This is a genomic window from Pseudomonas ovata, assembly GCF_003131185.1.
In the GTDB taxonomy this organism is placed as follows: Bacteria; Pseudomonadota; Gammaproteobacteria; order Pseudomonadales; family Pseudomonadaceae; genus Aquipseudomonas; species Aquipseudomonas ovata.
Genome location: NZ_QFFU01000016.1, coordinates 25,867 through 47,900 on the forward strand (window position 1 = coordinate 25,867; position 22,034 = coordinate 47,900).

Consider the following 22,034-nt stretch of genomic DNA (forward strand, 5'->3'; position numbering starts at 1 on the left):
TTGCGCGCCGTTTTTTTTATGTGTGATCGGCGTCCAGCCCCATCTGCCAGAAATCGGCCTCCAGCCGCGAAGCCTTGCCGAACACACCCACCAGGTCGGCGAAGCGCTGCTCGGTCATGCTGCGGGCGGCCAGTTCATCCAGATGTCGACGTGCATCACGGGCCACCTGTTGATAGCCGTCGCCGGCGTATTCGGCAATCCAGTCGCGGTAGGGATGATCGGCCAACGCCTCGACGCCCTCGGGCGCCAAGGCCCGGCCGATGACGGCGTAGCCAATGACACAAGGCGCCAGCGCGACGTGCAGTTCCAGCAAGTCGCCGGCAGCACCGCAATCGAGCACGTAGCGGGTGTAGGCCACCGTGGCCTGGTGCTCAGGCGCGGCCTCCATGGCTTCACGGCTGAGCCCCCAGCGGGCGCAGAGGCGCACATGCAGCTCGGTCTCGTCGAGGATCGCCGCCAGCCCGGCCTGGGCGGCGCGGATGTCGGCCAGGGTGCGGCTCTTGTAGGCGGCCAGCGCCCAGGCACGGGCAAACTGGATCAGAAACAGATAATCCTGGACCAGGTAGTGGCGAAACGCGGCTTGCGGCAAAGTACCAGCGCCCATCTGGCGCACGAAGGAATGGTCGACATAGCCCTGCCAGTCTGTCGCGGCGGCCGCTTTGAGACGGTCGAAAATATCCATGGTTCAGGCCTCGATGGCATAGACGGTGTCGAAAAATTCGTGTTCCAGCTGCACCGCACGCAAGAAGAAGTCCCGGCTCAACGCCTCTTCGGCCGGCCCCACCCGATCCAGTTCGGCACGCAGGAACGCGATGAAATCGCGAAAGAACGGGTTGTCGTGCAGCGTGATCCATTCGGCATGGACAAAGTTATCCGGCAACGGCTGCGGCGCGCGGCTGGCCCAGTCCAGGTACAGCCATTCGGCCACTGTCAGCACCGCCAGCGCCGCCGCATAGGAACGGGTCGCGGCCGCCTCCTGCATCAAGGCCTTGAAGCCTGCGGTGGCCGCCGTGTCCGGTGGTGTCTGGCGTTGTTGCGCAGTAATGTCCAGGGCCGCGAACGCGCGCAGAAAATAGGTGTTCTCCTCGCCCGAGATCATCCCGGCAAAACGCCCCAGGCGCAGGCGCGCCTCGAAGCAGTCGGCGCTGGCAATCGCAGCACCCAGCAGGGTCAGGAAGCTGTCGAGAAAACGGTGGTCTTGAATCAGGTAGTGACCCATCACCCGATCATCGAGGGTGCCGGCACACAGTTCATCGACAAAACGGTGCTGCACGGCCGCCGACCAGGTCGGCTCGCTCTGCAGGCGCAGGGTTTCGGAAAAACGTTCGTTCATGGGCTGGGCTCTCTGTAGAAGCAAACAGGAGACCGGCAAAAAGGCAGGTTAAAAGCCCATCCCTCCGCCGGCATGATCCGGATCAGGTATCAGGGTCATCGCACTGCATCAGCGATTTCTCAGCCCGTGCCCGGGCTCCCCTTGGTGCAGGCATCTATACAGCAGGCCAGCGTGATTGTCATCGTTCAGGCACCCACCCTGGCCACTTACTTGGCACGGTTATGGCTTGATGTCAGGGTTTCGGCGCGTCGGCACGACGGCGTCCTCCTCATGAAAACCGGAGCCTCCACCATGTACAAGGACTACCCCGCCGCCTATCAGGTCAGCAAAGGCAGCGCCCTGCAGGTCGACACCGCTTTTTACGAGCGTATTCGCGACCACAAGGACGGCCGCACGCTGGTCGAGCAGTTCGAGGTGCCGATTCGTACCGGGCGCGCCTGGAAGGTGCCGGCCGGGCATGTGTTTCGTGTCACCACACCGGTCGGGCCCCAGGTGGGTGATTTCAACGTCTGGAACGCCAACGACCCGCGCGAGCGCCTGTGGGCCGCGCGCACCCGGCAATTGCAGGGCGCACATGTCAGCACCCATGACCGGTTGTGGTCGAACCTGCCGTTCTTGCGGCCGATGGTGACCATTACCGACGACAGCCTGGCCGACTACGGTATCGACGAGCATGGCGGGCGCTTGCACGACCTGCTGGGCACACGCTGCGACCCGTATGTGAACCGCATGCTCACCGGTGAGGACTTTCACCACCACTGCCATTCCAACCTGACCCGCGCCGTGCTGCCCCATGGCCTGACCGAGTTCGATGTGCATGATGTGCTGAACATTTTCCAGTGCACGGGCCTGAACCATGACGACCTGTATTTCATGAAGGCTTGCCCGGCCAGGCAGGGTGACTACCTGGAATTCTTCGCTGAAATCGACCTGTTGTGCGCGCTGTCGACCTGCCCGGGCGGCGATCTGTCGCTGCCGATGTGGGGGCCGGATGCCGAAGACCCGCTCAAGGTCTGCCGACCTCTGGGGGTCGAGATCTACAGCCTGCCCGCCACTCTGCTTGAAGGCTGGGAGTCGCCGGCGCGCGCGGCCTATAACGGCAACCATGGCCTGATGATTCCCAGGGCGCCGTGGGAAAAGTAAGCACGCAGGCTGACCGGGGCGATCTTGTGCCGCGCCCCGGTTATGCTTACGGCCGGATAACCCTGGAATCGATCCTATGAACATCCCTCTGCTCAACTGCGACATCGGCGAAAGCTTCGGTGCCTGGACCATGGGCGGCGACGCCCAGGTCATGCCCTGGATCGACTGCGCCAACATTGCCTGCGGCTTTCATGCCTCTGACCCGTCCATCATGCGCAAGACCGTGGCGCTGGCCCTGGAACATCAGGTGACCATCGGCGCGCACCCGGCCTACCCGGACCTGGTCGGCTTTGGTCGCCGTTCGATGAACTGCTCGGCGCAGGAAGTCGAAGACATGCTGCTGTACCAGATCGGCGCACTGGACGGCATCTGCCGCGCCGAGGGCGGCCGCGTGCAGTACGTCAAGCCGCATGGCGCGATGTACAACGACATGATGCGCGCCCCGGCCCAGTTGCGAGCGGTGTTCAAGGCCGTAGCCGCCTATGGTAGCGACCTGCGCCTGATGCTCATGGCCTCGCGGGACAACAGCACTGCACAAGGCCTGAGCGCCGAGTACGGCGTGCCGATCTGGTTCGAAGCCTTTGCCGACCGCGCCTATGACCCGGACGGGCACCTGATGTCGCGCAGCCTGCCGGGCGCGGTGCACCATGACCCTGAAACCTTGATCGCCCAGGCCCTGACCCTGGCCCGTGGTGAGCCCCTGACCGCCAGCGATGGCAGTGCCTTGTCACTGCAGGTCGACACCTTGTGCGTACACGGTGACAACCAGAGCTCCATTGCCGCCGTGCAGCGTATTCGCGAGGCGTTCAGCGCATTGGGGCACAAATGATATGCCGCACATCCTGCGCACTCACCCACGCCTGACCGGCTCCGCCGTCCTTGGCCTGGCGGCCGGCATCGGCTCGGCCTGGCTGATCCCGCCCCTGAGCCTGATGCAGTGCGGCCTGATCGGCTGGAATGTCACGGTCTGGCTGTTTCTGGCCCTGATCCTGGGTCGCACGTTCACCAACAGCGCCGCCGATGTCAGGAGGATCGCCATTATCGAAAAAGAGAATGCCGGGGTGGTATTGCTCATGGTGTGCGTGGCCGCATTGGCGAGTCTTGCCGCGATCATCGTCGAGCTGGCCAGCAGCAAGGTCATGCCCGGCGATCATCAGGCGCTCAAATACAGCTTCACGGGCGTGACGGTGGTGGGCTCCTGGCTGTTGATCGGTGTCATCTTCAGCCTGCATTACGCCCGGCTGTTCTACACCTGGCCCGGCCCGACACCGGCGCTGAATTTCCCCGACGGCGAAAAGCATCCGGACCAGTGGGATTTCTTGTACTTTTCCTTCACCTTGGGCGTGGCCGTGCAGACCTCCGATGTCGGGGTCATGACACGCGAGATGCGCAAGATCGTTCTGGCGCAAAGCCTGATCGGCTTTATCTTCAATACAGCCATCCTGGGCCTGACCATCAACCTGGCCGCCGGACTGTTCAATTAATGGAGACTCATGGATGCCCTTGCTGACTATTGCGGTACTCGACGACTGGCAACACGTGGCCTGCGATGTGGTGGACTGGTCGGTGCTCGACCCGATCGGCCAGGTCAGTTTTTTGCACGACTACCCTGCCGACACCGAGACCCTGGCCGAGCGGCTGGCCGACTATCAGGTGATCTGCGTGATGCGCGAGCGCACGCTGTTCGACCAGGCCCTGCTCAGCCGTTTACCGAACCTGAAGCTGCTGGTCACCGGTGGCATGCGCAATGCTGCCATCGACGTGAAGGCGGCGCGGGCCCAAGGCATCGAGGTGTGCGGCACCGAGAGCTACAAGCACGCCGCACCGGAACTGACCTGGGCGCTGATCATGGGCATTACCCGTAACCTGGCCGGCGAAGCCCACTCGCTGCGTACAGGCGGCTGGCAGGTCGGGCTGGGCCGCGACCTGCATGGCAAGACCCTGGGGTTGCTGGGACTGGGCAGTATCGGCAAATGGATCGCCCGCTACGGCCAGGCCTTTGGCATGAAGGTGATTGCCTGGAGCCAGAACCTGACCGACGAGGCCGCCGCCGAGGTCGGTGTGACCCGCGTCAGCAAGCAGCAACTGTTCGAGCAGGCCGATGTGCTGTCGGTGCACCTGGTGCTCAGTGATCGCAGCCGGGGGCTGGTGGATGCACAGGCGCTGGGCTGGATGAAACCGGACGCTTACCTGATCAATACCTCACGCGGGCCGATCATCGATGAAGCGGCCCTGATCGACACCCTGCGCCAGCGCCGGATCGCCGGCGCGGCGCTGGATGTGTTCGACCAGGAACCGCTGCCGGCCGGGCATCCGTTCCGACAGCTCGACAATGTGCTGGCCACCCCGCACGTGGGCTATGTCACCGAGAACAACTACCGTACGTTCTACGGACAGATGATCGAAGACATCCAGGCCTGGCAGGCGGGCGAGCCGATCCGGGTATTTGCCTGAGCGAACAGGGTGCGCCCGCAGGAGCGGCCGGGCGTGGCAAGATTCCAGGCCTTTGTCCTCATTCTGTGGCAGTGACCATCGGTCGCGAAAGGGCCCGCTCAGGCACCGCCTCATCTGTGCCTGGCAAGCAGCATTCGCGACCGATGGTCGCTCCTACGGTGCCTTAGGCTCTGTACGAAAAGTCGGTGAGCGAAGGTCAGGCAAGGCAAAAAGCGGCGAGCAAGCGCAGTTGACACGTGTCAATGAGCATTGCGAGTCGATTTTTAACGCAGCATGGCCGAGCGCAGCCACTTTACGTACAGAACCTAGAGCTTGTAGGAGATCCCGACCTGTACGGTGCGCGGAGCGCCCGGGTAGGCGTAGACGTTGCCGAAGGCGCCTTCTTCGTAGTCCTTGTCGAAGATATTCTTCACGTCCAGGTTCAGGCGCACGTCTTCGTTGACCTTGTAGTACGACAGGAAGTCGACCACGGTGTAGCTGTCCATGCTGAAGTTGGGCACATTGGCAGTCTGGCCGGCGCGTTCGTCCACATAGCGGGCACCGCCACCCAGGCCCAGGCCGCGCAGCGGGCCGTCCTGGATTTCGTACAGGCTCAGCAGGCTGACGCTCTGTTTCGGAATGTTCACCAGCCGGGTGCCGTCACGCAGGGTATTGTCTTTGGTCACTTGCGCATCGACATAGGCATAACCGCCGATCACACGCCAGGCCGGGGTGATATTGCCCACCACGTTGAAATCGAAGCCACGGCTGCGCACCTCGCCGGCCGCGACGCTGTAGCTGGAATCCAGCGGGTCGGTGGTCAGTACGTTTTTCTTGTCGATCTGGTAGATCGCCGCTTCCACGCTCAACTGTTTATCCAGCACCTGCCATTTGGCGCCCAGCTCGAAGGCCTTGCCTTTTTCCGGGTCGAAGCCTTTCTGCGCGCTGGTCACAGCGGTAACGGTCTGGTCCGGGCGTGCGGCGCCGGCATTGGGCTTGAACGAACGCGAGGCGCTGGCATACACCGCCAGGTCGTCGGTCAGTTCATAGGTCAGGCCCAGGCGCGGGGTGACCGAGTTATCGCTCTTGGTCCAGCTGCGTCCGCCGGCCACATAGGTGTCGTAGTCATGCTCGAAACGCTCGAACCGCGCCCCGACCAGCAATTTCAGGCGCTCGGTCAGGCTGACCTGGTCCTGCACGAAGGCCGCCCAGGTCTTGAGGTTTTCCTGGTCGTGGGTCGGCGTCAGGCTCAGGGCCGGGCGTGGCTGGCCGTAGACCGGATTGAAGATGTCGATGGCGTAGGTGTTCAACGCCGGGTTCGAGCGCTGAATGATCGACTTGTAGTCGTAATCTTCATACTCGACACCGGCCAGCAGCAGGTGCTCGAAGCCTGCGGTGTCGAAGCGCCCGGTGACGTTCAGTTGCACGTCACGGTCGGTCCACTCCAGCTTGCGGTAGTTGAAGTTGCGCACCAGGGTGCGGCCGTCCGGCTGCATGCGGCTGCCTTCGACGGCATTGCCTTGCAAGGTGCCGTCGAGAATCTGCACACCGCCGCCCAGGGTCCAGTTGGCGTTGAGGTCATGTTCGAAACGCAACTGGCCCATGTTGTTGTCGTTGTGCAGCTTGCCGACGTCCTTCTCGCCCCAGAACGTATCGCGCGAAGCGGTGCCGGTCTGGGTCGGGTAGCGGGTCAGGCCACGGTCCAGCGGATGATTGTTGCGCATGAATTCACCTTCGAAGGTGATGCGCGTGCTGTCGTTGACCTGCCAGCTCAGCACCGGGGTCACCGCATAGCGTTCGGTCTCGACGTGGTCGCGAAAGGTCTCACCGCCCTCGCCCAGCACATTGAGGCGATAGGCAAAGCGGCCGTCTTCGTCCAGCGGACCGGTAGCGTCCAGGGTGCCACGGTACATGCCTTGATCGTTGAGCTGGCTGCCCAGGGTCACCGAGCGTTCGCTCGAAGGCTGCTTGGACACCACGTTGAAAGTACCACCCGGATCACTGCGACCATACAGGGTCGCCGCAGGGCCACGCAGCACTTCCAGGCGCTCGATGGTGTTGGCATCGGGCATGTTCGGGTAGCCGCGGTTGATCGGAAAGCCGTTGCGGTAGAACTCACCCGTGGTAAAGCCGCGCACGGTGATGGTGGTCAGGCCCTGGCCGCCGAAGTTGTTGGCCCGGCCCACGCCACCGGCGTAGTCCAGTGCGTCCTGCAAGCGAGTGGCGCCCAGGTCTTCGACCGCCTCGCGGGTGACCACGCTGATCGACTGCGGGGTTTCGTGAATGGGCGTGTCGGTGCGTGTGGCGCTGGCCGAACGGGTGGCCTTGTAGCCTTGCACCGGGCCGGTGGCGCGCTCGGTGTCGACGGCGGCATTGACGTCGGTGGCCTGCAACTCGATCGAGGAAGGTGCGGTAAGGGTCTGGTCAGCCAGGGCAAGCGGGGAAAAGGCCTGCAAGGCAAGAAATGAAACGGCGATACGACGCATCGACAGCGTGCTCCAGGTGAGAATCGAGCCGTGTTCGGCCCTGATCGTTTTTTGTGACAAATGTTACAGAGTTGTATTTGTTATTGATACGTATTGTCATTGGCGGGCAGCACTTTTTTTGGGGGCCATTCCCTGCATCGGCTGGCACAGGCACACTCTGTCGCCAACCCCTCGGAGCCTGATCATGCCCACTCTCCATAATCTTGCTGACCGGCGCTGTGCATTGCTGGTCATCGACATGCAATACGACTTCATGCCCGGCGGCGCTCTGGCGGTAAAGGACGGCGATGCTCTGGTGCCGCTGATCAATCGCCTGGGCCGGCGCTTTACCCGGGTGATCCTGACCCAGGACTGGCACCCGGCCGGGCATATCTCCTTTGCCCCAAGCCACCCAGGGCATGAACCGTTCCAGCGCATCACCCTGCCCTACGGGCCGCAAACCCTGTGGCCGGTGCATTGCGTCCAGGGCAGCCAGGGCGCGCAACTGCATGCCGACCTCGACCTGCCGCATGCACAATTGATTGCGCGCAAGGGCTGCAACCCGGACATCGACAGTTACTCCGCCTTCATGGAAGCCGACCGCAGCACACCCACCGGCCTGACCGGCTATTTGCGCGAACACGGCATCGACACCCTGTACGTGGTCGGCCTGGCCCTGGACTTCTGCGTGGCCTGGTCGGCGCAGGACGCCTGCAAGGCCGGCTTCACCACCTATGTGGTCGAGGACGCCTGCCGCGCCATCGACCTTGATGGATCACTGGCCGGTGCCTGGCAGGCAATGCTTGGCCTGGGTGTGCAACGCGTGCAAAGCCAGGACTTGCTGGGCGGCTGACACAGGTATCACGCAGGCGAACGACGCGGCGGGCCATCTGTCTGACACTACACATCAGCCCCCTGTTGATTCTCTCGCGTGAAGGAAGTGGTATGGACGAGCAACCCGATGGCAAGACCCCCGGCCTGTCAGCCGACGAAGAACGCGAGATCGAAGACAAGCTGCCGCCGCGCGCGGCTGTCCTGCATGAGACCATCCGCGTCCAGGGCGACCACGAACTGGAACGCACCGTAGCCGCCTTGTGGTGGTCGGCACTGGCCGCCGGCCTGACCATGGGCCTGTCGTTGATGGCCATGGGATTGCTGCGCTCGCGCCTAGGCGACAGCGACGCCAGTCATGTCATCGCCAGCCTTGGCTACTCGGCAGGCTTTCTGGCGGTGATCCTGGCGCGCCAGCAACTGTTTACCGAGAACACCCTGACCGCCGTGCTGCCGGTGATGAGCAAGCTGAACCTGGGCAATATCGGCCGGCTCTTGCGCCTGTGGGGCGTGGTATTGATAGGCAACCTGGCCGGCACGATCCTGGTGGCCTGGGTCATGCTGAACCTGCCCATCTTCGACACCAAGACCGACATGGCCTTTCTGGAAATCGGCCGCAAGGTCATGGAGAACGACATCAGCAAGATGTTCGCCAAAGGCATCGTGTCCGGCTGGATGATCGCCACCATGGTGTGGATGATCGCCTCGATGGAAAACGCCAAGATCGCGATCATCGTGATGATCACCTACCTGATGGCGCTGGGCGACTTCACCCATATCGTGGTTGGCACCGCCGAAGTGTCGTATCTGGTGTTCGCCGGCGAAGCGAGCTGGTCCGACTTCTGGCTGGTGTTCGCAGGGCCCACCCTGGCCGGCAATATCATCGGCGGCAGCTTCATCTTCGGCCTGCTCAGCCACGCGCAGATCCGCAGTGAAAACGACATCACCGCCAAGCGTGAGCGCGACAAGAAGAAATTGCTGGAAGAACGCCGCAAGACCAGCAGGAGCGGCGTCAGCCGCGAATAGCCCTCATCACACCACGCGCTTGCGGGAGGCTTTGACGGCCTCATTGCCGGCAGAGCCTCCCGCAAGTGGTCTGCCAGCGTCAGGATCATCAGGCCATCACGCTTTCTTCAGGAAATTTTCAGGTTGCGGCAGGCAAGATACGGTTTTGTCCGACTCTCTCAGGCCCACAGCATGACCCGAATCCTGGCAATCGAAGACGACGCTGTCACCGCAAGAGAAATCGTTGCTGAACTCAGCAGCCACGGGCTGAGTGTCGACTGGGTAGACAATGGCCAGGAAGGCCTGGCCAAGGCCGTCAGCGGCGATTATGACCTGATCACCCTGGACCGCATGCTGCCGCAGGTCGATGGCCTGACCATTGTCACGCGGCTGCGCGCCCAGGGCATCAGCACCCCGATCCTGATGATCAGCGCCCTGTCGGATGTCGACGAGCGCGTGCGTGGCCTGCGGGCCGGCGGCGATGACTACCTGTCCAAGCCGTTTGCCTCCGACGAAATGGCCGCCAGGGTCGAAGTGCTGCTGCGCCGCAACAGCCCGGCCAGCGAACAGAAAAGCCAGCTGCAGGTCGCCGACCTTGAGCTGGACCTGCTCAGCCGCGAAGCACGGCGTGGCGAGCGGGCGTTGAGCCTGTTACCGACCGAATACAAGCTGCTGGAATTTCTGATGCGCAATCACGGCCAGGTCGTGACCCGGATGATGATTTTCCAGGAGGTCTGGGGCTATCACTTCGACCCCGGCACCAACCTGATCGATGTGCACATCGGCCGGCTGCGCAAGAAAATCGACGTTTCCGGCAGTACGCCCCTGATTCGTACTGTACGCGGGACCGGCTATGTCATTAGCGAATCTGCCTAAAGGCTGGCGCTCCTCCAGCAGCCGTCTGCTGGCGCTGTACAGCACCTTGTTCGTGGCCTGGAGCAGCATTTTGCTGGGGGTGCTGTACTGGGAGGTCAAGGGTTACCTGGACCAGATGGCGCGCCATTCGCTGATCCAGCGCCAACAACTGTTCGCCCGCTTCGAAGGCCAGGACCTGGTCGACGCGCTGGTGGCGAGCATGGCCTTCGACAAACCGGCCGTGGACGCCTTCGGCCTGTTCGATGCACGCTTGCGGCCGCTGTTCGGACCCATCCGGCAGATTCCGGCCAATCTGCCACTGGACGGTCAGATTCACGAGCTGGGCAATTGCATCGCCTCCACCGATCCCAACATGCCACGCAGCAGCTGTGCGGCCGTGGCCACGCGTACCCGTGCTGGCAACTGGTTGATCCTGGTACGCGACAACGGCTCGCTGTTTGCGGTCTCGACCCTGATCCTGCATGCCCTGCTCTGGGGCCTGTCGCTGACCATCATTCCCGGGGTCGCCGGCTGGTACTTGCTGCGGCGCCGGCCCTTGCGCCGCATTCATGCCTTGCAGGCCAGCGCCGAGGCGATTGTCAGCGGCGACATGAGCAAGCGCCTGCCGGTGTCTTCGCGGCGTGACGAGCTGGACATGCTGGCGCTGATCGTCAATGCCATGCTCGAACAGATCGAACGGTTGATGAACGAGGTCAAGGGCGTGTGCGACAACATTGCCCACGACCTGCGCACCCCGCTGACCCGCCTGCGCGCCCGGCTCTACCGCATCCAGCAGGAAGCCCCGGATTCGCCGCACAGCCCGGAAATCAGCCAGGTGATTGCCGAGGCCGACTCGCTGATGGCGCGCTTTCGCGGCCTGCTGCGTATCTCCGAACTGCAGGACCAGCGCCGGCGCTCGGCCTTCGTGGCCCTGGACCTGGCGGCTTTGTTGCGCGAAGTGCATGACTTCTACCTGCCGCTGGCCGAAGAAGGCGAAATCACCCTGCTGTTGAACCTGGACGAGCCGTTGCCTGCGGTGGTCGGTGACCGGGCCTTGCTGTTCGAAGCCCTGGCCAATCTGCTGGACAATGCCATCAAGTTCACCCCGACCGGCGGCACCGTGGCGCTGAACGCCAGCACCTGGCAAGGCACGCCACGCATCGAAGTACAGGACTCCGGCCCCGGCATTCCCGAAGCCGAACGCCAACTGGTGTTCCAGCGTTTTCACCGCAGCGAACACGACAACCCGCAAGGCTTCGGCCTGGGCCTGTCGCTGGTGGCGGCGATTGCAGAATTGCACGGGTTTGGCCTGCGGATCGAAAGCAGCCGGTTTGGTGGCGCCAGCCTGATCCTGGAATGCGGACCCGGCACCACGCTCAGTGGTGTAGGAGCGACCAACGGTCGCGAAGACTGATTGCCCGGCAAAAAATAGTGCGCCTGAGCCGGCCCTTTCGCGACCGATGGTCGCTCCAACAGAGTCAGTGCGTGGGAGCGACCAACGGTCGCGAAGACTGATTGCCACGCACAAAAATGCGGCGTCCTGACAACCCCGTCATCAGCACCGGAAATATCCAGTATCAATCTGCCAACCCTTCTGGCCGCAAGCCCATACCGTTAGCCTGCTCATATTCTGCCGTTAACCCATTCCAGAGCCCTCGCCCGATCATGAACTCGCCCGCCACCCCGATGACCCGCCGCCTGGTCCTGCTATTCGCCTTCTGCTGTGGCGCCATCGTGGCCAATATCTACTACGCGCAACCGATCATTGCGCTGATCGCGCCGGACCTGGGGCTGTCGCCGACCCTGGCCAGCCTGATCGTGTCGCTGACCCAGATCGGTTATGCGCTGGGGCTGTTTTTTCTGGTGCCGCTGGGCGACCTGCTGGAGAACCGTCGACTGATCATCGCCACCACTTTGCTGACCGTGCTGGGCCTGGCCGGGGCGGCGCTGGTGGAACAACCCAATCTGTTCCTGGTGCTGTGCCTGCTGGTGGGATTCAGCTCGGTGTCAGTGCAGATCCTGATTCCATTGGCCGCGCACCTGGCCCCGGAAGACTCGCGTGGCCGCGTGGTCGGTTCGATCATGGGTGGGTTGCTGCTGGGCATCCTGCTGGCGCGGCCGATTGCCAGCCTGGTGGCCGATCATTTTGGCTGGCGGGCCGTGTTTGCCGCGGCGGCCGTGGTCATGGTCGGCCTCTGCGCGGTGCTGGCCGTCACCCTGCCACCGCGCAAGCCGCAGCACAGCGCGTCCTACCCGCAACTGCTGGCCTCGCTGTGGCATCTGCTGCGCACCCAGCCGGTGCTGCGCCAGCGGGCGTTCTATCAAGCCTGCCTGTTTGCCACGTTCAGCCTGTTCTGGACCGCTGTGCCGCTGGAACTGGTGCGCAACCATGGCCTGTCGCAGAGCCAGATCGCGCTGTTCGCCCTCGCCGGGGCCATCGGTGCAGTGGCCGCACCCATCAGCGGACGGCTGGCCGATGCCGGCTACACCCGCCAGACCAGCCTCACGGTCCTGCTGCTGGCCGCACTGTGCTTTTTGCCAGCGCTCACGACGCTCGGTGCCAGTGTCATTGGCCTGGCCTTGACCGGCATCGTGCTGGACTTCTGTGTGCAGGTGAACATGGTGCTGGGCCAGCGCGCGGTCTACGCTCTGGATGCCAACAGCCGCAGCCGCCTGAATGCGCTGTACATGACCAGTATTTTCCTGGGCGGGGCGGCCGGCTCGGCGATGGCCAGCGTGTTGTTCAACCACGGCGGCTGGGGCGCGATCGTGATCGCCGGCACTGTCCTGCCTTTGCTGGCACTGTCGGGTTTTATCTGGAATTCACGGCAGGCGGCCAGTGCAGCGGCCTGATCAGGCGTCAGTCGCCCCCGCCGCCGCCACAGCCACCGCCACAGCCACTGCTGTCACCGCCGCCATCGCCACCGGAGCCGCCATCGCCGTCGCCATCGGGGCCGCCGCTGCACCCGGCATCGCTCGGGCTGGAGTAGCCATCGCTGCCAGGGGCGGCCAGGTCGCCCCCGCAATAGATGACGGGGCCGGGGCTGGTGTCGCTGCTGGCGCGCCGCATGCCCTGGCAGTCCAGCATGTACACAAAGCCACCGGCGATCACCAGCTTGGCGTCCAGCGCAAACAACAACGGCAGGCGCCGGGGCACACGTGGATGGATGTTGTCTTCACGGCAGACGTGCCACCAGGTACGGCGCAAACCGGCATTGCCCTTGGCCGGCGCCTCATCGCCCAGTGCGGCGGCCGGGGTATGGTGCAGCAGGCCGCCAAAGGCCTGCTTGCAGAAGTCTTCATAGGCGCGGGTGTGCAGGATGAACTCATGCCACAGGTCGTCGACCACTTGCGAAGGCATCGACACATAGCGATGACCGCTATTGTGATAGGCAAGGAAGAACTGGCGCAGGCCCTGGGCGACCAGTTGGCAATCCTTGATGGTCAGGTGCGGATGGCGATGGCGCAGGGTTTCGAACAGACCGGCCGGCAGCTTGTAATGGCGAATGACCTGTTCACGACGCATTTTGCGTACACGCCGCAGATGAGCACTCAGTTTGCCCAGCGCAAAGAACCCCATGACAGCTGCAACGATTAGCCACACATAGATCATGTCCCGACTCCGAAGGGCAGATGATGGCCATAGGTTAACACTGAGTGGCAGTTGCGCATCGGACAGGCGTAGTTGTACGATGACTGCCAACTTATCGATGCACCGGTGCTGGCCTGTGTGCAGCTCGCCAGTTCCATCTTCATCCATCCGCGATTCGGCAACCCACGGGGCACCAGGCAGGTGATCAACCCGCCGCCCATGTCAAAACAACAGGAGATACCGATGTCCACCCTTCTCGGCCACAACTTCATCGGCGGCGCCCGCAGCGCCCTTGGTCAGACCCAGCAGCAAAGCCTGGACGCCACCACCGGTGAAGCCCTGCCCTACACCTTCGTGCAGGCCACCGAAGGCGAAATCGACGCCGCCGCCAATGCGGCCAAGGCCGCCTTCCCTGAATTTCGTCAACTGAGCCCTGAACGCCGCGCCGAGTTCCTCGACGCCATCGCCGATGAACTCGATCAACTGGGTGACGACTTCGTCGCCGTGGTGTGCCAGGAAACGGCTTTGCCACAAGCCCGCATCCAGGGTGAGCGCGGTCGCACCAGCGGCCAGATGCGTCTGTTCGCGCAGATCCTGCGTCGTGGCGACTACCTGGGCGCGCGCATCGACCTGCCGCTGCCGGACCGCAAGCCACTGCCGCGCGTCGACCTGCGCCAGTACCGCATCGGCGTAGGCCCGGTGGCCGTGTTCGGCGCCAGCAACTTCCCGCTGGCCTTCTCCACTGCCGGCGGCGATACCGCTGCAGCCCTGGCCGCCGGCTGCCCGGTGGTGTTCAAGGCGCACAGCGGCCACATGGCCACCGCCGATCTGGTCGGCCAGGCCATCATCCGTGCCGCCGAGCGCACCGGCATGCCTAAAGGCGTGTTCAACATGATCTTCGGCAACGGCGTCGGCGAAGGCCTGGTCAAGCATCCGGCCATCCAGGCCGTCGGCTTCACCGGCTCCCTGGGTGGCGGCAATGCCCTGAGCAAGATGGCCGCCGAGCGCCCGCAACCGATCCCGGTGTTCGCCGAGATGTCGAGCATCAACCCGGTGATCGTGCTGCCCGAGGCGCTCAATGTGCGTGGCGAAACCGTTGCCCGCGACCTGGCCTCGTCCGTGGTCATGGGTGCCGGCCAGTTCTGCACCAACCCGGGCGTGGTCATCGGTCTGCGTTCGCCGGCCTTCTCGACGTTCCTGGAGCAACTGGCCGAGCACATCGGCGGCCAGGGTGCCCAGACCATGCTCAATGCCGGCGGCCTGCGCAGCTACAGCAAAGGCGTCGAGCACCTGTTGTCGCACCCGGGTGTCACACACCTGGCCGGCAAGGTCCAGGAAGGCAAGCAAGCCCAGGCACAGCTGTTCAAGGCTGACGTGAGCCTGCTGCTCAACGGCGACGAACTGCTGCAGGAAGAAGTCTTCGGCCCGACCACCATCGCCATCGAAGTGGCCGATGATGCCGAACTGAAGAACGCCCTGTTGGCCCTGCGTGGCCAGTTGACCGCGACCCTGATCGGCGAGCCGACCGACCTGTCCGGCTACCAGTGGCTGCTGCCGCTGCTGGAAGACAAGGTCGGTCGTATCCTGGTCAACGGCTACCCGACCGGTGTCGAGGTCTGCGACGCCATGGTTCACGGCGGCCCGTACCCTGCGACCTCCGATTCGCGCGGCACCTCGGTGGGCACCCTGGCCATCGACCGCTTCCTGCGCCCGGTCTGCTACCAGAACCACGCCGACAGCCTGCTGCCACCGGCCCTGCAGAACGCCAACCCGTTGGGTCTGCGTCGCCTGGTCAACGGTGAGTGGAGCGACCAGCCGATCGTCTGATCACCCGGCAGGTCATGAAAAGGCGCGTCCCGATGAGGGTCGCGCCTTTTTTCATGGGCCCAAGGCGGCTGTAAACCACTGATCAACGGCATAAAAAACCTGTTTTCAGGCTCGCTTTCGCAGTTGAAAAAGCTTCTGACCTGTGCAGCCATCAGGCCGAATCAAGCACTGATCAAAAATTAACCACACCCCCAAACACCCCGCTACACAAGGGTTTCGCAAAGTTACCCACAGACATACCCACGATTTTCGTGGACAACTTTTGAAGCTTTTTCGAACCCTAAATGACAAATAAAAGCAAGCGACCAATGGTCACATCGACTAAAGGGACCAGCAGGCTTCAGATCGGCTGCGGCCTTCGATAAGGCATTGATTTTTCATCGGCCTGCCGTTGAAATGATGCCCTTTTCCAAGGCGAACCGACCATGCAGCAGCATTACGAGGTGGCCGTGCTCGGCCTGGGCGCGATGGGTGCCGCTACGCTGTACCAACTGGCCAAGGCAGGCGTGAAGGCCGTGGGTATCGACCGCTATGCCCCACCGCATACCCAGGGCTCCAGCCATGGCGACACACGGATCACTCGTCTGTCCAATGGCGAGGGGCCGCAGTACCTGCCGCTGGTGCAACGCTCGCACCAGCTGTGGCGCGAGCTGGAGGCTTTGTCGGGTGAGCCGCTGTTCGAGCAGTGCGGCGTGCTGGTGATGACCTCCAGCCCACGCTACGACCCCAGGGACGCCGACGACTTTACCCACAGGACCATCGCCCTGGCGCAAGCCTATGGCATTGATCACGAGGTCCTGGACGCCAGGGCAATCCGCCAACGCTTTGCACAGTTTGCCCCGGTGCTGGACAGTGCCATCGGCTATTTCGAGCCCGAGGGCGGTTACCTGCGCCCGGAACGATGCATTGCCGTGCAATTGCAACAGGCAGCGCAGCACGGCGCCACTCTGCGGGTCAACGAGACGGTCACGGCGCTGGAGAATGTCAGTACGGCAGTGCAGATCAGCACCGACCAGGGCACGATCCTGGCCGACAAGGTGATTATCGCTGCCGGGATGTGGACGGCCGGCCTGCTGGGCGCGCCCTTCGATTCACTGCTGCGGGTCTGCCGGCAAGTGCTGTACTGGTTCGAGATTGAAGCCCCTGGCGTATTTGCCGCTCACTCACCCAGCTTCATTCTCACCCACGGGCCAGGCTTTACCGACGTCAGTTATGGCTTCCCGCCCCTGCCTGGCGAAGGCAGCATGAAGATGGCCACCGAGCAGTACCACCAGGCCTGCGACCCTGCGGCGCTGGACCGTACGGTCGATGACAATCAGGTCCAGGCCATGTACCGCACACAGGTGCTGGGCAAGATTGACGGCCTGCGGCCAGCGGTGACCAAGTCCTCGGTGTGTACCTACACCGTGACCCCCGACTACCACTTCATCGTCGACGAACACCCGCGCCTGCGCAACGTCACCGTGGTCTCGGCCTGCTCCGGGCACGGCTTCAAGCATTCAGCCGCACTGGGCGAGGCCCTGGCGCAGCGCTGCGTGCAGGGCGCCAGCGACATCGACCTCTCGGCCTTTTCCCTGCAACGCTTTGCCAATTGACGTAAACAGCAAAAAGCCCGCTTGCGCGGGCTTTTTGTGAGGCCAGGTGACGATTAGTCGTCGCGGCTCATGATGCCGAAGATCTGCAACAGGCTGATGAACAGGTTGTAGATCGATACATACAGGCTGATGGTCGCCATGATGTAGTTACGCTCGCCACCGTGGATGATCGCGCTGGTCTGGAACAGGATGCAGGCCGACGAGAACAGTACGAAACCTGCGCTGATCGCCAGTTGCAGGCCGCTGATCTGGAAGAACAGGCTGGCCAGCACGGCCGCCAGCAGCACGAAGAAGCCTGCGGTGATGAAGCCGCCCAGGAAGCTCATGTCCTTGCGGGTCATCAGCACGTAGGCCGACAGGCCACCAAAGACCAGGGCAGTCATGGCAAACGCCGAACCGACCACTTCAGCGCCACCGGTCATGCCCAGGTAGCGGTTGAGGATCGGGCCCAGGATAAAGCCCATGAAGCCGGTCAGGGCGAAGGTCGAAACGATACCCCAGACCGAATCACGCAGCTTGGCGGTGAGGAAGAACAGACCATAAAAGCCGATCAGCACCACGAACACGTTCGGGTAGCGCACGCCCATCTGCTGGGCAACGAACGCCATGACGCCGCTGAAGGCCAGGGTGAGGGCCAGAAGGCCGTAAGTGTTGCGCAGGACACGACTGACCTCGAGCTGGTCGGCCTCCTGCGTACCGGTTTTGAGAACGTAATCCTGTTCGCGCATGGCGAAGCTCCTTACAGTTGATAAGCTTGCTGTGAAATGACAAGTTGCAAAGATCATAACAGAGGCGCCCTGACTCACCACCGGGAGAGTTTGACAGCTTGTTACATTCGGGTATTATGGCGCCCGCAGCAAAAGTGGAGGTATGGCCGAGTGGTTTAAGGCAGCAGTCTTGAAAACTGCCGACTGTAACAGGTCCTAGAGTTCGAATCTCTATGCCTCCGCCATCTTTGATAGCACAAAGCCCTGATCGTTCAGGGCTTTGTCGTTTCCGGGGTTTGGTCAAGGCAAAAGCGTTGATCTGAAACGGGTTTTCGACACTGAACCGCCCCTTTGCCCCCCTCGCCCGCCCTCAAGCCCCGCCCATTGCGCGGCCTTGCTCTTATAACGCGTCGTTATCAAACACGCCGCCAGCCTGTCTGAAATTTTCTATTTCCTGCCCTTGAAAGCCGTTTTGCCGTTCTTATATTTGCGGTACGTGATGCCGAAAACGGGTCACGTCTTAAATCACTTGGAGAACACTCAGGAGATTTTGAAATGGCTACTCATCTTTCGCTGGCTCCCCTGTTCCGTCAGTCAGTCGGTTTTGATCGCTTCAACGACCTGTTCGAATCGGCGCTCCGTAGCGAGGCCGGAAACGCCTACCCTCCTCACAACGTCGAGAAGCATGGCGACAACGAATACAGGATCGTGATTGCGGCAGCCGGCCTGACCGAGCAGGACATGGACATCCAGGTCGAGAACGGTGTGCTGACCGTGGCCGGAGGCAAGCGTGAATCCGAGAAGGAAGTCACCTACCTGCACCAAGGCATTGCCCAACGGGCATTCCGGTTGTCATTCCGCCTGGCCGATCACATCGAAGTCAAGGGCGCGGCATTGAACAATGGCTTGCTGAGCATTGAACTGCAGCGCATCGTGCCGGAAGAAGCCAAGCCCCGTCGCATCGAGATCGGCGGCTCATCGAAGCCCGACCTCAAGACGGTCAGCTTGCAATAAGCAGTCAAGGGGCGCTCTTCGGAGCGCCTTTTTTTGCACGTTGCAAGACCGATTGATGCGGCCTCATAGCAGCTGACGCTCAAGGGCGAGCGGATGAGGTACGTTGCCGGGTACTCCAGCGGGAAAAACGTATTCACTATAGCGCCTGAATATCTGCAACCCTGTACTCAGCAATCTTTTACCTGAAGGCGCCTTGCGAGCCTTCCTGCCCCAGGCCATGAAAATTCATCAGGACAACGAATATCCGTTGCTTGGTTGGCCGGGCCGGCGAGAAAGTACGCCTTGAATATGAGTAAAACCAAGAATGGGTACGATGTCTCTGATGTAGGTACCCTGTCTTGATTCAGGTGTTTTACATAAACCGCAGGTTATGCCTGTCGAAATCCCCCTACGCCCCCGCCGCACAGGCCGCCGCCACCTTCGAGGCATTGCTGCGGCCCAGTTGTTCGCAGATGAAGTTTCCCGCCGCCACCACCTTGTCCAGATCGACGCCGGTCTGAATCCCCATGCCGTGCAGCAGGTACAACACGTCTTCGGTGGCCACGTTGCCGGAGGCGCCCTTGGCGTAGGGGCAGCCGCCGAGGCCGGCCACGGAGCTGTCGAACACGCTGATGCCCTCCAGCAGGCTGGCGTAGATATTGGTCACGGCCTGGCCGTAGGTGTCGTGAAAGTGCCCGGCCAGGTGTTCGCGGGCCACGTCCCGGCTGACGACATCGAGCAAGGTGCGCGTGGCCGAGGCGGTGCCGACGCCCAGGGTGTCGCCCAGGGAGATTTCATGACAACCCATTTCGTACAGTTCGCGGGCGACCGAGCGCACCTGTCCGGGCGCCACCTGCCCTTCATAAGGACACCCCAGCACGCAGGACACGTAGCCACGCACCTGCACGCCGTGACGCCGTGCGGTCTCCAGCACCGGCACGAAGCGCGCCAGGCTCTCGGCAATCGAGCAGTTGATATTGCGTTGCGAGAACGCCTCGGAGGCGGCCGCGAACACGGCGACTTCCTTGACCCCGGCCTGCAGGGCGGCTTCCAGCCCTTTCAAATTAGGGGTCAGCGCACTGTAGGTGACACCGGGCCGCTGGGTGATGCCGGCAAAGACTTCGGCGCTACCGGCCATTTGCGGCACCCACTTGGGCGAGACGAAACTGCCGGCTTCGATATGGCTCAGGCCGGTGGCCGAGAGGCGGTCGATCAACTGGATTTTCTGTTCGAGCCCCAGCGGGCGCTGTTCATTCTGCAGCCCGTCGCGGGGGCCGACTTCCACCAGGCGTACATGGGTAGGCAGGTTCATGAGGCGGCCTCCATATCGACCAGCACGGTGCCTTCACTGACCAGCTCGCCTTCGCGGCAATACACGGCCGCCACGGTCCCGGCCTCGGCCGCACGAATGCTGTGCTCCATTTTCATGGCGTCGAGCACCACCAGTGCGGCGCCCGCCTCCACGATCTGGCCGGCCTCGACCAGGACCCTGACGATGCTGCCGTTCATGGGCGCGGCCAGCCCGCCTTGATGGCCATGGCCGGCCTGGACGGCAGCCAGCGGATCGAAGCGGCGCACCGCGTGCCACTGCACGCCCCAGCGCACATACAAGGTGTCGCCCTGGCGCACCCGGCCTGCGCGGTTGACCGTCCCGCACGTTTGCGGTTCGAGCAGTACGCGCTGCGTGACCTCACCGCACACCAGCGTCACGGCACAGGCCTGAGGCAGGCCGCTGCGCCAGCCATGCCGGCTGGCCCAGGGTGAATGCGGGTCGTCAGCACGCTGCCGGACAGTATCAGTGTCGAGCAAGCCGCTCGCCGCCTGTTGCCAGAACGCTTCAGGCAGTTCGCCAGGCGCTGGCAAAAGCTGTGCGTGGTGGCGCTCGATAAAGCCGGTGTCCAGCTGCGCTTCGGCAAACGCCGGGTGGGCCAGGATGCGTTGCAGAAAAGCCAGGTTGGTCTTGAAGCCGCCGATGACCGTTTCGGCCAGCATGGCGAGCAGGCGCTGGCGGGCTTCTTCGCGGTTCTCGCCCCAGGCGATGAGCTTGGCGACCATCGGGTCGTAGAACGGCGAGACCTCATCGCCCTGCTCGACGCCGCTGTCGACCCGACGCCCCGGTCCCGGCTGAGGTTCGCGGTACAGGTCCAGATGACCGCTGGCCGGCAGGAAGCCGCCCTCGGGGTCTTCGGCATACAGGCGCACTTCGATGGCATGGCCGTTGAGCGGCACCTGCGCCTGGGTGATCGGCAGCGGCTCGCCACGGGCCACGCGGATCTGCCAGGCCACCAGGTCAAGGCCGGTGATGGCCTCGGTCACCGGGTGCTCGACCTGCAGGCGGGTGTTCATTTCCATGAAGAAAAATTCACCGCGTGCATCGAGCAGAAATTCCACGGTGCCGGCGCCAACATAGCCGATGGCCTGGGCGGCCTGCACCGCCGCCTCGCCCATGGCCTGGCGCAGCTCAGGCGACAGGCCCGGGGCCGGCGCTTCTTCGACGACCTTCTGGTGCCGGCGCTGGATCGAGCAGTCGCGCTCATTGAGGTACAGGCAATGACCGTGCTGGTCGGCGAACACCTGGATTTCGACGTGCCGTGGCTGGAGCACGTATTTTTCCACCAGCATGCGTGCGTCCCCAAACGAGGACTGCGCCTCGCGCTGGGCGGACGACAGCGCCTCGGCCAGTTGGCCTTCGTGCTCGACCACTTTCATGCCCTTGCCGCCCCCGCCGGCGGTGGCCTTGAGCAGCATCGGGTAACCGATGGTTGCGCAGGCACGGCGGAAGGTGTCCAGGCTCTGGTCTTCGCCGTGGTAACCGGGCACCAGGGGCACACCGGCTTGTTCCATCAATGACTTGGCCGCCGACTTGCTGCCCATCGCTTCGATGGCGCTGGCCGGGGGGCCGAGGAATATCAGCCCGGCCGCTTCGAGCTGGCGGGCAAAGCCGGCGTTCTCGGATAAAAAACCGTAGCCCGGATGCACCGCCTGCGCACCGGTGGCACGGGCCGCCTCGATGATGCGCTCGATCGACAGGTAGCTTTCGGCGGGCCTGGCGCCGCCCAGGTTGACCGCGATATCGGCCTCGCGCACATGACGGGCGTGACGGTCGATTTCACTGTGCACCGCCACGCAGGTGATCCCCAGCGCCTTGGCGGTGCGCATGACCCGGCAGGCGATCTCGCCGCGATTGGCGACCAGCAGCGTGGTGATTGTGGTTGTGTTCATGGCATTCGCTCTGTCGAGGGGGACGTCAAGGTC

Annotated in this window: 20 protein-coding genes, 1 tRNA gene and 1 riboswitch; of the genes, 14 read left to right on the plus strand and 7 right to left on the minus strand. The window is 63.1% G+C overall.

Features of this window, described 5'->3' with window-relative positions; all coding sequences use genetic code 11:
- Positions 1 to 16 precede the first annotated feature (16 nt).
- The gene (locus DGA31_RS19410; protein ID WP_109513655.1) at positions 17 to 682 is read right to left on the minus strand and encodes a TenA family protein; all 666 of its coding nucleotides are present in this window, start codon (positions 680 to 682) and stop codon (positions 17 to 19) included.
- Between the two features lie 3 nt (positions 683 to 685).
- The gene (locus DGA31_RS19415) at positions 686 to 1,333 is read right to left on the minus strand and encodes a TenA family protein (RefSeq protein ID WP_056837134.1); all 648 of its coding nucleotides are present in this window, start codon (positions 1,331 to 1,333) and stop codon (positions 686 to 688) included.
- Positions 1,334 to 1,375: 42 nt separating this feature from the next.
- A riboswitch (TPP riboswitch) is annotated at positions 1,376 to 1,485 on the minus strand.
- 139 nt (positions 1,486 to 1,624) lie between these two features.
- On the opposite strand from DGA31_RS19415, the gene DGA31_RS19420 reads away from it, so the two are divergent.
- The 4 genes from DGA31_RS19420 (at position 1,625) to DGA31_RS19435 (ending at position 4,930) form a co-directional block, all read left to right on the plus strand.
- Positions 1,625 to 2,476 carry an urea carboxylase-associated family protein gene (locus DGA31_RS19420; protein ID WP_109513656.1) on the plus strand — a complete coding sequence of 284 codons (852 nt, stop codon included), beginning with the start codon at positions 1,625 to 1,627 and terminating at the stop codon, positions 2,474 to 2,476.
- 76 nt (positions 2,477 to 2,552) lie between these two features.
- Positions 2,553 to 3,305 carry a 5-oxoprolinase subunit PxpA gene (locus DGA31_RS19425; protein ID WP_109513657.1) on the plus strand — a complete coding sequence of 251 codons (753 nt, stop codon included), beginning with the start codon at positions 2,553 to 2,555 and terminating at the stop codon, positions 3,303 to 3,305.
- Position 3,306: 1 nt separating this feature from the next.
- The gene (locus DGA31_RS19430) at positions 3,307 to 3,960 is read left to right on the plus strand and encodes a DUF1345 domain-containing protein (RefSeq protein ID WP_109513658.1); all 654 of its coding nucleotides are present in this window, start codon (positions 3,307 to 3,309) and stop codon (positions 3,958 to 3,960) included.
- Positions 3,961 to 3,973: 13 nt separating this feature from the next.
- Positions 3,974 to 4,930 (plus strand): D-2-hydroxyacid dehydrogenase family protein, encoded by a 957-nt coding sequence (locus DGA31_RS19435; RefSeq protein ID WP_109513659.1) that lies wholly within the window; start codon positions 3,974 to 3,976, stop codon positions 4,928 to 4,930.
- Between the two features lie 305 nt (positions 4,931 to 5,235).
- Here DGA31_RS19435 and DGA31_RS19440 read toward each other — a convergent pair whose 3' ends face one another.
- A complete protein-coding gene (locus DGA31_RS19440) occupies positions 5,236 to 7,395 on the minus strand; it encodes a TonB-dependent siderophore receptor (protein WP_109513660.1) in 2,160 nt (719 codons plus the stop codon).
- Positions 7,396 to 7,579: 184 nt separating this feature from the next.
- On the opposite strand from DGA31_RS19440, the gene pncA reads away from it, so the two are divergent.
- From pncA to DGA31_RS19465, 5 genes are all read left to right on the plus strand, one after another.
- Positions 7,580 to 8,227 (plus strand): bifunctional nicotinamidase/pyrazinamidase, encoded by a 648-nt coding sequence (pncA, locus tag DGA31_RS19445; RefSeq protein WP_109513661.1) that lies wholly within the window; start codon positions 7,580 to 7,582, stop codon positions 8,225 to 8,227.
- Positions 8,228 to 8,319: 92 nt separating this feature from the next.
- Entirely contained in the window at positions 8,320 to 9,231 is a 912-nt protein-coding gene (locus DGA31_RS19450; protein WP_109513662.1) for a formate/nitrite transporter family protein, read from the plus strand.
- Positions 9,232 to 9,402: 171 nt separating this feature from the next.
- Positions 9,403 to 10,086: a response regulator transcription factor gene (locus tag DGA31_RS19455; RefSeq protein ID WP_109513663.1), complete on the plus strand. Its 684-nt coding sequence runs from the start codon at positions 9,403 to 9,405 to the stop codon at positions 10,084 to 10,086.
- The gene (locus tag DGA31_RS19460; protein ID WP_109513664.1) at positions 10,064 to 11,479 is read left to right on the plus strand and encodes a sensor histidine kinase; all 1,416 of its coding nucleotides are present in this window, start codon (positions 10,064 to 10,066) and stop codon (positions 11,477 to 11,479) included. Before DGA31_RS19455 ends, DGA31_RS19460 begins: the two co-directional genes overlap by 23 nt.
- A 251-nt stretch (positions 11,480 to 11,730) precedes the next feature.
- On the plus strand, positions 11,731 to 12,918 hold the full coding sequence (locus tag DGA31_RS19465) for an MFS transporter (RefSeq protein ID WP_109513665.1): 1,188 nt from the start codon (positions 11,731 to 11,733) through the stop codon (positions 12,916 to 12,918).
- A 7-nt stretch (positions 12,919 to 12,925) separates the two neighbouring features.
- Here DGA31_RS19465 and DGA31_RS19470 read toward each other — a convergent pair whose 3' ends face one another.
- Positions 12,926 to 13,678: a glycine-rich domain-containing protein gene (locus tag DGA31_RS19470; protein WP_206606848.1), complete on the minus strand. Its 753-nt coding sequence runs from the start codon at positions 13,676 to 13,678 to the stop codon at positions 12,926 to 12,928.
- A 222-nt stretch (positions 13,679 to 13,900) separates the two neighbouring features.
- On the opposite strand from DGA31_RS19470, the gene DGA31_RS19475 reads away from it, so the two are divergent.
- Entirely contained in the window at positions 13,901 to 15,484 is a 1,584-nt protein-coding gene (locus tag DGA31_RS19475; RefSeq protein WP_109513711.1) for an aldehyde dehydrogenase (NADP(+)), read from the plus strand.
- Positions 15,485 to 15,909: 425 nt separating this feature from the next.
- Positions 15,910 to 17,079, plus strand: coding sequence for an N-methyl-L-tryptophan oxidase (solA, locus tag DGA31_RS19480; protein ID WP_109513667.1), 1,170 nt, complete (start codon positions 15,910 to 15,912; stop codon positions 17,077 to 17,079).
- Between the two features lie 53 nt (positions 17,080 to 17,132).
- Here the strand turns inward: solA and DGA31_RS19485 are convergent, their stop codons facing one another.
- Positions 17,133 to 17,807 carry a Bax inhibitor-1/YccA family protein gene (locus DGA31_RS19485; protein WP_056837108.1) on the minus strand — a complete coding sequence of 225 codons (675 nt, stop codon included), beginning with the start codon at positions 17,805 to 17,807 and terminating at the stop codon, positions 17,133 to 17,135.
- Between the two features lie 136 nt (positions 17,808 to 17,943).
- Here DGA31_RS19485 and DGA31_RS19490 point away from each other — a divergent pair.
- The 3 genes from DGA31_RS19490 (at position 17,944) to DGA31_RS30855 (ending at position 19,086) form a co-directional block, all read left to right on the plus strand.
- Positions 17,944 to 18,031 (plus strand) — tRNA-Ser (locus tag DGA31_RS19490).
- Positions 18,032 to 18,341: 310 nt separating this feature from the next.
- A complete protein-coding gene (locus DGA31_RS19495) occupies positions 18,342 to 18,800 on the plus strand; it encodes an Hsp20 family protein (protein WP_109513668.1) in 459 nt (152 codons plus the stop codon).
- 193 nt (positions 18,801 to 18,993) lie between these two features.
- A complete protein-coding gene (locus DGA31_RS30855) occupies positions 18,994 to 19,086 on the plus strand; it encodes a hypothetical protein (RefSeq protein ID WP_421957987.1) in 93 nt (30 codons plus the stop codon).
- Between the two features lie 102 nt (positions 19,087 to 19,188).
- On the opposite strand, the gene DGA31_RS19500 is transcribed toward DGA31_RS30855, so the two are convergent.
- The gene (locus tag DGA31_RS19500; RefSeq protein ID WP_056837097.1) at positions 19,189 to 20,091 is read right to left on the minus strand and encodes a hydroxymethylglutaryl-CoA lyase; all 903 of its coding nucleotides are present in this window, start codon (positions 20,089 to 20,091) and stop codon (positions 19,189 to 19,191) included.
- Entirely contained in the window at positions 20,088 to 22,001 is a 1,914-nt protein-coding gene (locus tag DGA31_RS19505; RefSeq protein WP_109513712.1) for an acetyl/propionyl/methylcrotonyl-CoA carboxylase subunit alpha, read from the minus strand. Before DGA31_RS19505 ends, DGA31_RS19500 begins: the two co-directional genes overlap by 4 nt.
- Positions 22,002 to 22,034: the final 33 nt, after the last annotated feature.

Bases quoted from the DNA above. Each gene is read 5' to 3' on its own strand.
- DGA31_RS19415 (WP_056837134.1), bottom strand. From the start codon at position 1,333: ATGAACGAACGTTTTTCCGAAACCCTGCGCCTGCAGAGCGAGCCGACC.
- DGA31_RS19465 (WP_109513665.1), top strand. From the start codon at position 11,731: ATGAACTCGCCCGCCACCCCGATGACCCGCCGCCTGGTCCTGCTATTC.
- DGA31_RS19410 (WP_109513655.1), bottom strand. From the start codon at position 682: ATGGATATTTTCGACCGTCTCAAAGCGGCCGCCGCGACAGACTGGCAG.
- DGA31_RS19455 (WP_109513663.1), top strand. From the start codon at position 9,403: ATGACCCGAATCCTGGCAATCGAAGACGACGCTGTCACCGCAAGAGAA.
- DGA31_RS19425 (WP_109513657.1), top strand. From the start codon at position 2,553: ATGAACATCCCTCTGCTCAACTGCGACATCGGCGAAAGCTTCGGTGCC.
- DGA31_RS19500 (WP_056837097.1), bottom strand. From the start codon at position 20,091: ATGAACCTGCCTACCCATGTACGCCTGGTGGAAGTCGGCCCCCGCGAC.
- DGA31_RS19470 (WP_206606848.1), bottom strand. From the start codon at position 13,678: ATGATCTATGTGTGGCTAATCGTTGCAGCTGTCATGGGGTTCTTTGCG.
- DGA31_RS19460 (WP_109513664.1), top strand. From the start codon at position 10,064: ATGTCATTAGCGAATCTGCCTAAAGGCTGGCGCTCCTCCAGCAGCCGT.
- DGA31_RS19485 (WP_056837108.1), bottom strand. From the start codon at position 17,807: ATGCGCGAACAGGATTACGTTCTCAAAACCGGTACGCAGGAGGCCGAC.
- DGA31_RS19435 (WP_109513659.1), top strand. From the start codon at position 3,974: ATGCCCTTGCTGACTATTGCGGTACTCGACGACTGGCAACACGTGGCC.
- DGA31_RS19505 (WP_109513712.1), bottom strand. From the start codon at position 22,001: ATGAACACAACCACAATCACCACGCTGCTGGTCGCCAATCGCGGCGAG.
- solA (WP_109513667.1), top strand. From the start codon at position 15,910: ATGCAGCAGCATTACGAGGTGGCCGTGCTCGGCCTGGGCGCGATGGGT.
- DGA31_RS19430 (WP_109513658.1), top strand. From the start codon at position 3,307: ATGCCGCACATCCTGCGCACTCACCCACGCCTGACCGGCTCCGCCGTC.
- DGA31_RS19440 (WP_109513660.1), bottom strand. From the start codon at position 7,395: ATGCGTCGTATCGCCGTTTCATTTCTTGCCTTGCAGGCCTTTTCCCCG.
- DGA31_RS19420 (WP_109513656.1), top strand. From the start codon at position 1,625: ATGTACAAGGACTACCCCGCCGCCTATCAGGTCAGCAAAGGCAGCGCC.
- DGA31_RS19495 (WP_109513668.1), top strand. From the start codon at position 18,342: ATGGCTACTCATCTTTCGCTGGCTCCCCTGTTCCGTCAGTCAGTCGGT.
- DGA31_RS19450 (WP_109513662.1), top strand. From the start codon at position 8,320: ATGGACGAGCAACCCGATGGCAAGACCCCCGGCCTGTCAGCCGACGAA.
- pncA (WP_109513661.1), top strand. From the start codon at position 7,580: ATGCCCACTCTCCATAATCTTGCTGACCGGCGCTGTGCATTGCTGGTC.
- DGA31_RS19475 (WP_109513711.1), top strand. From the start codon at position 13,901: ATGTCCACCCTTCTCGGCCACAACTTCATCGGCGGCGCCCGCAGCGCC.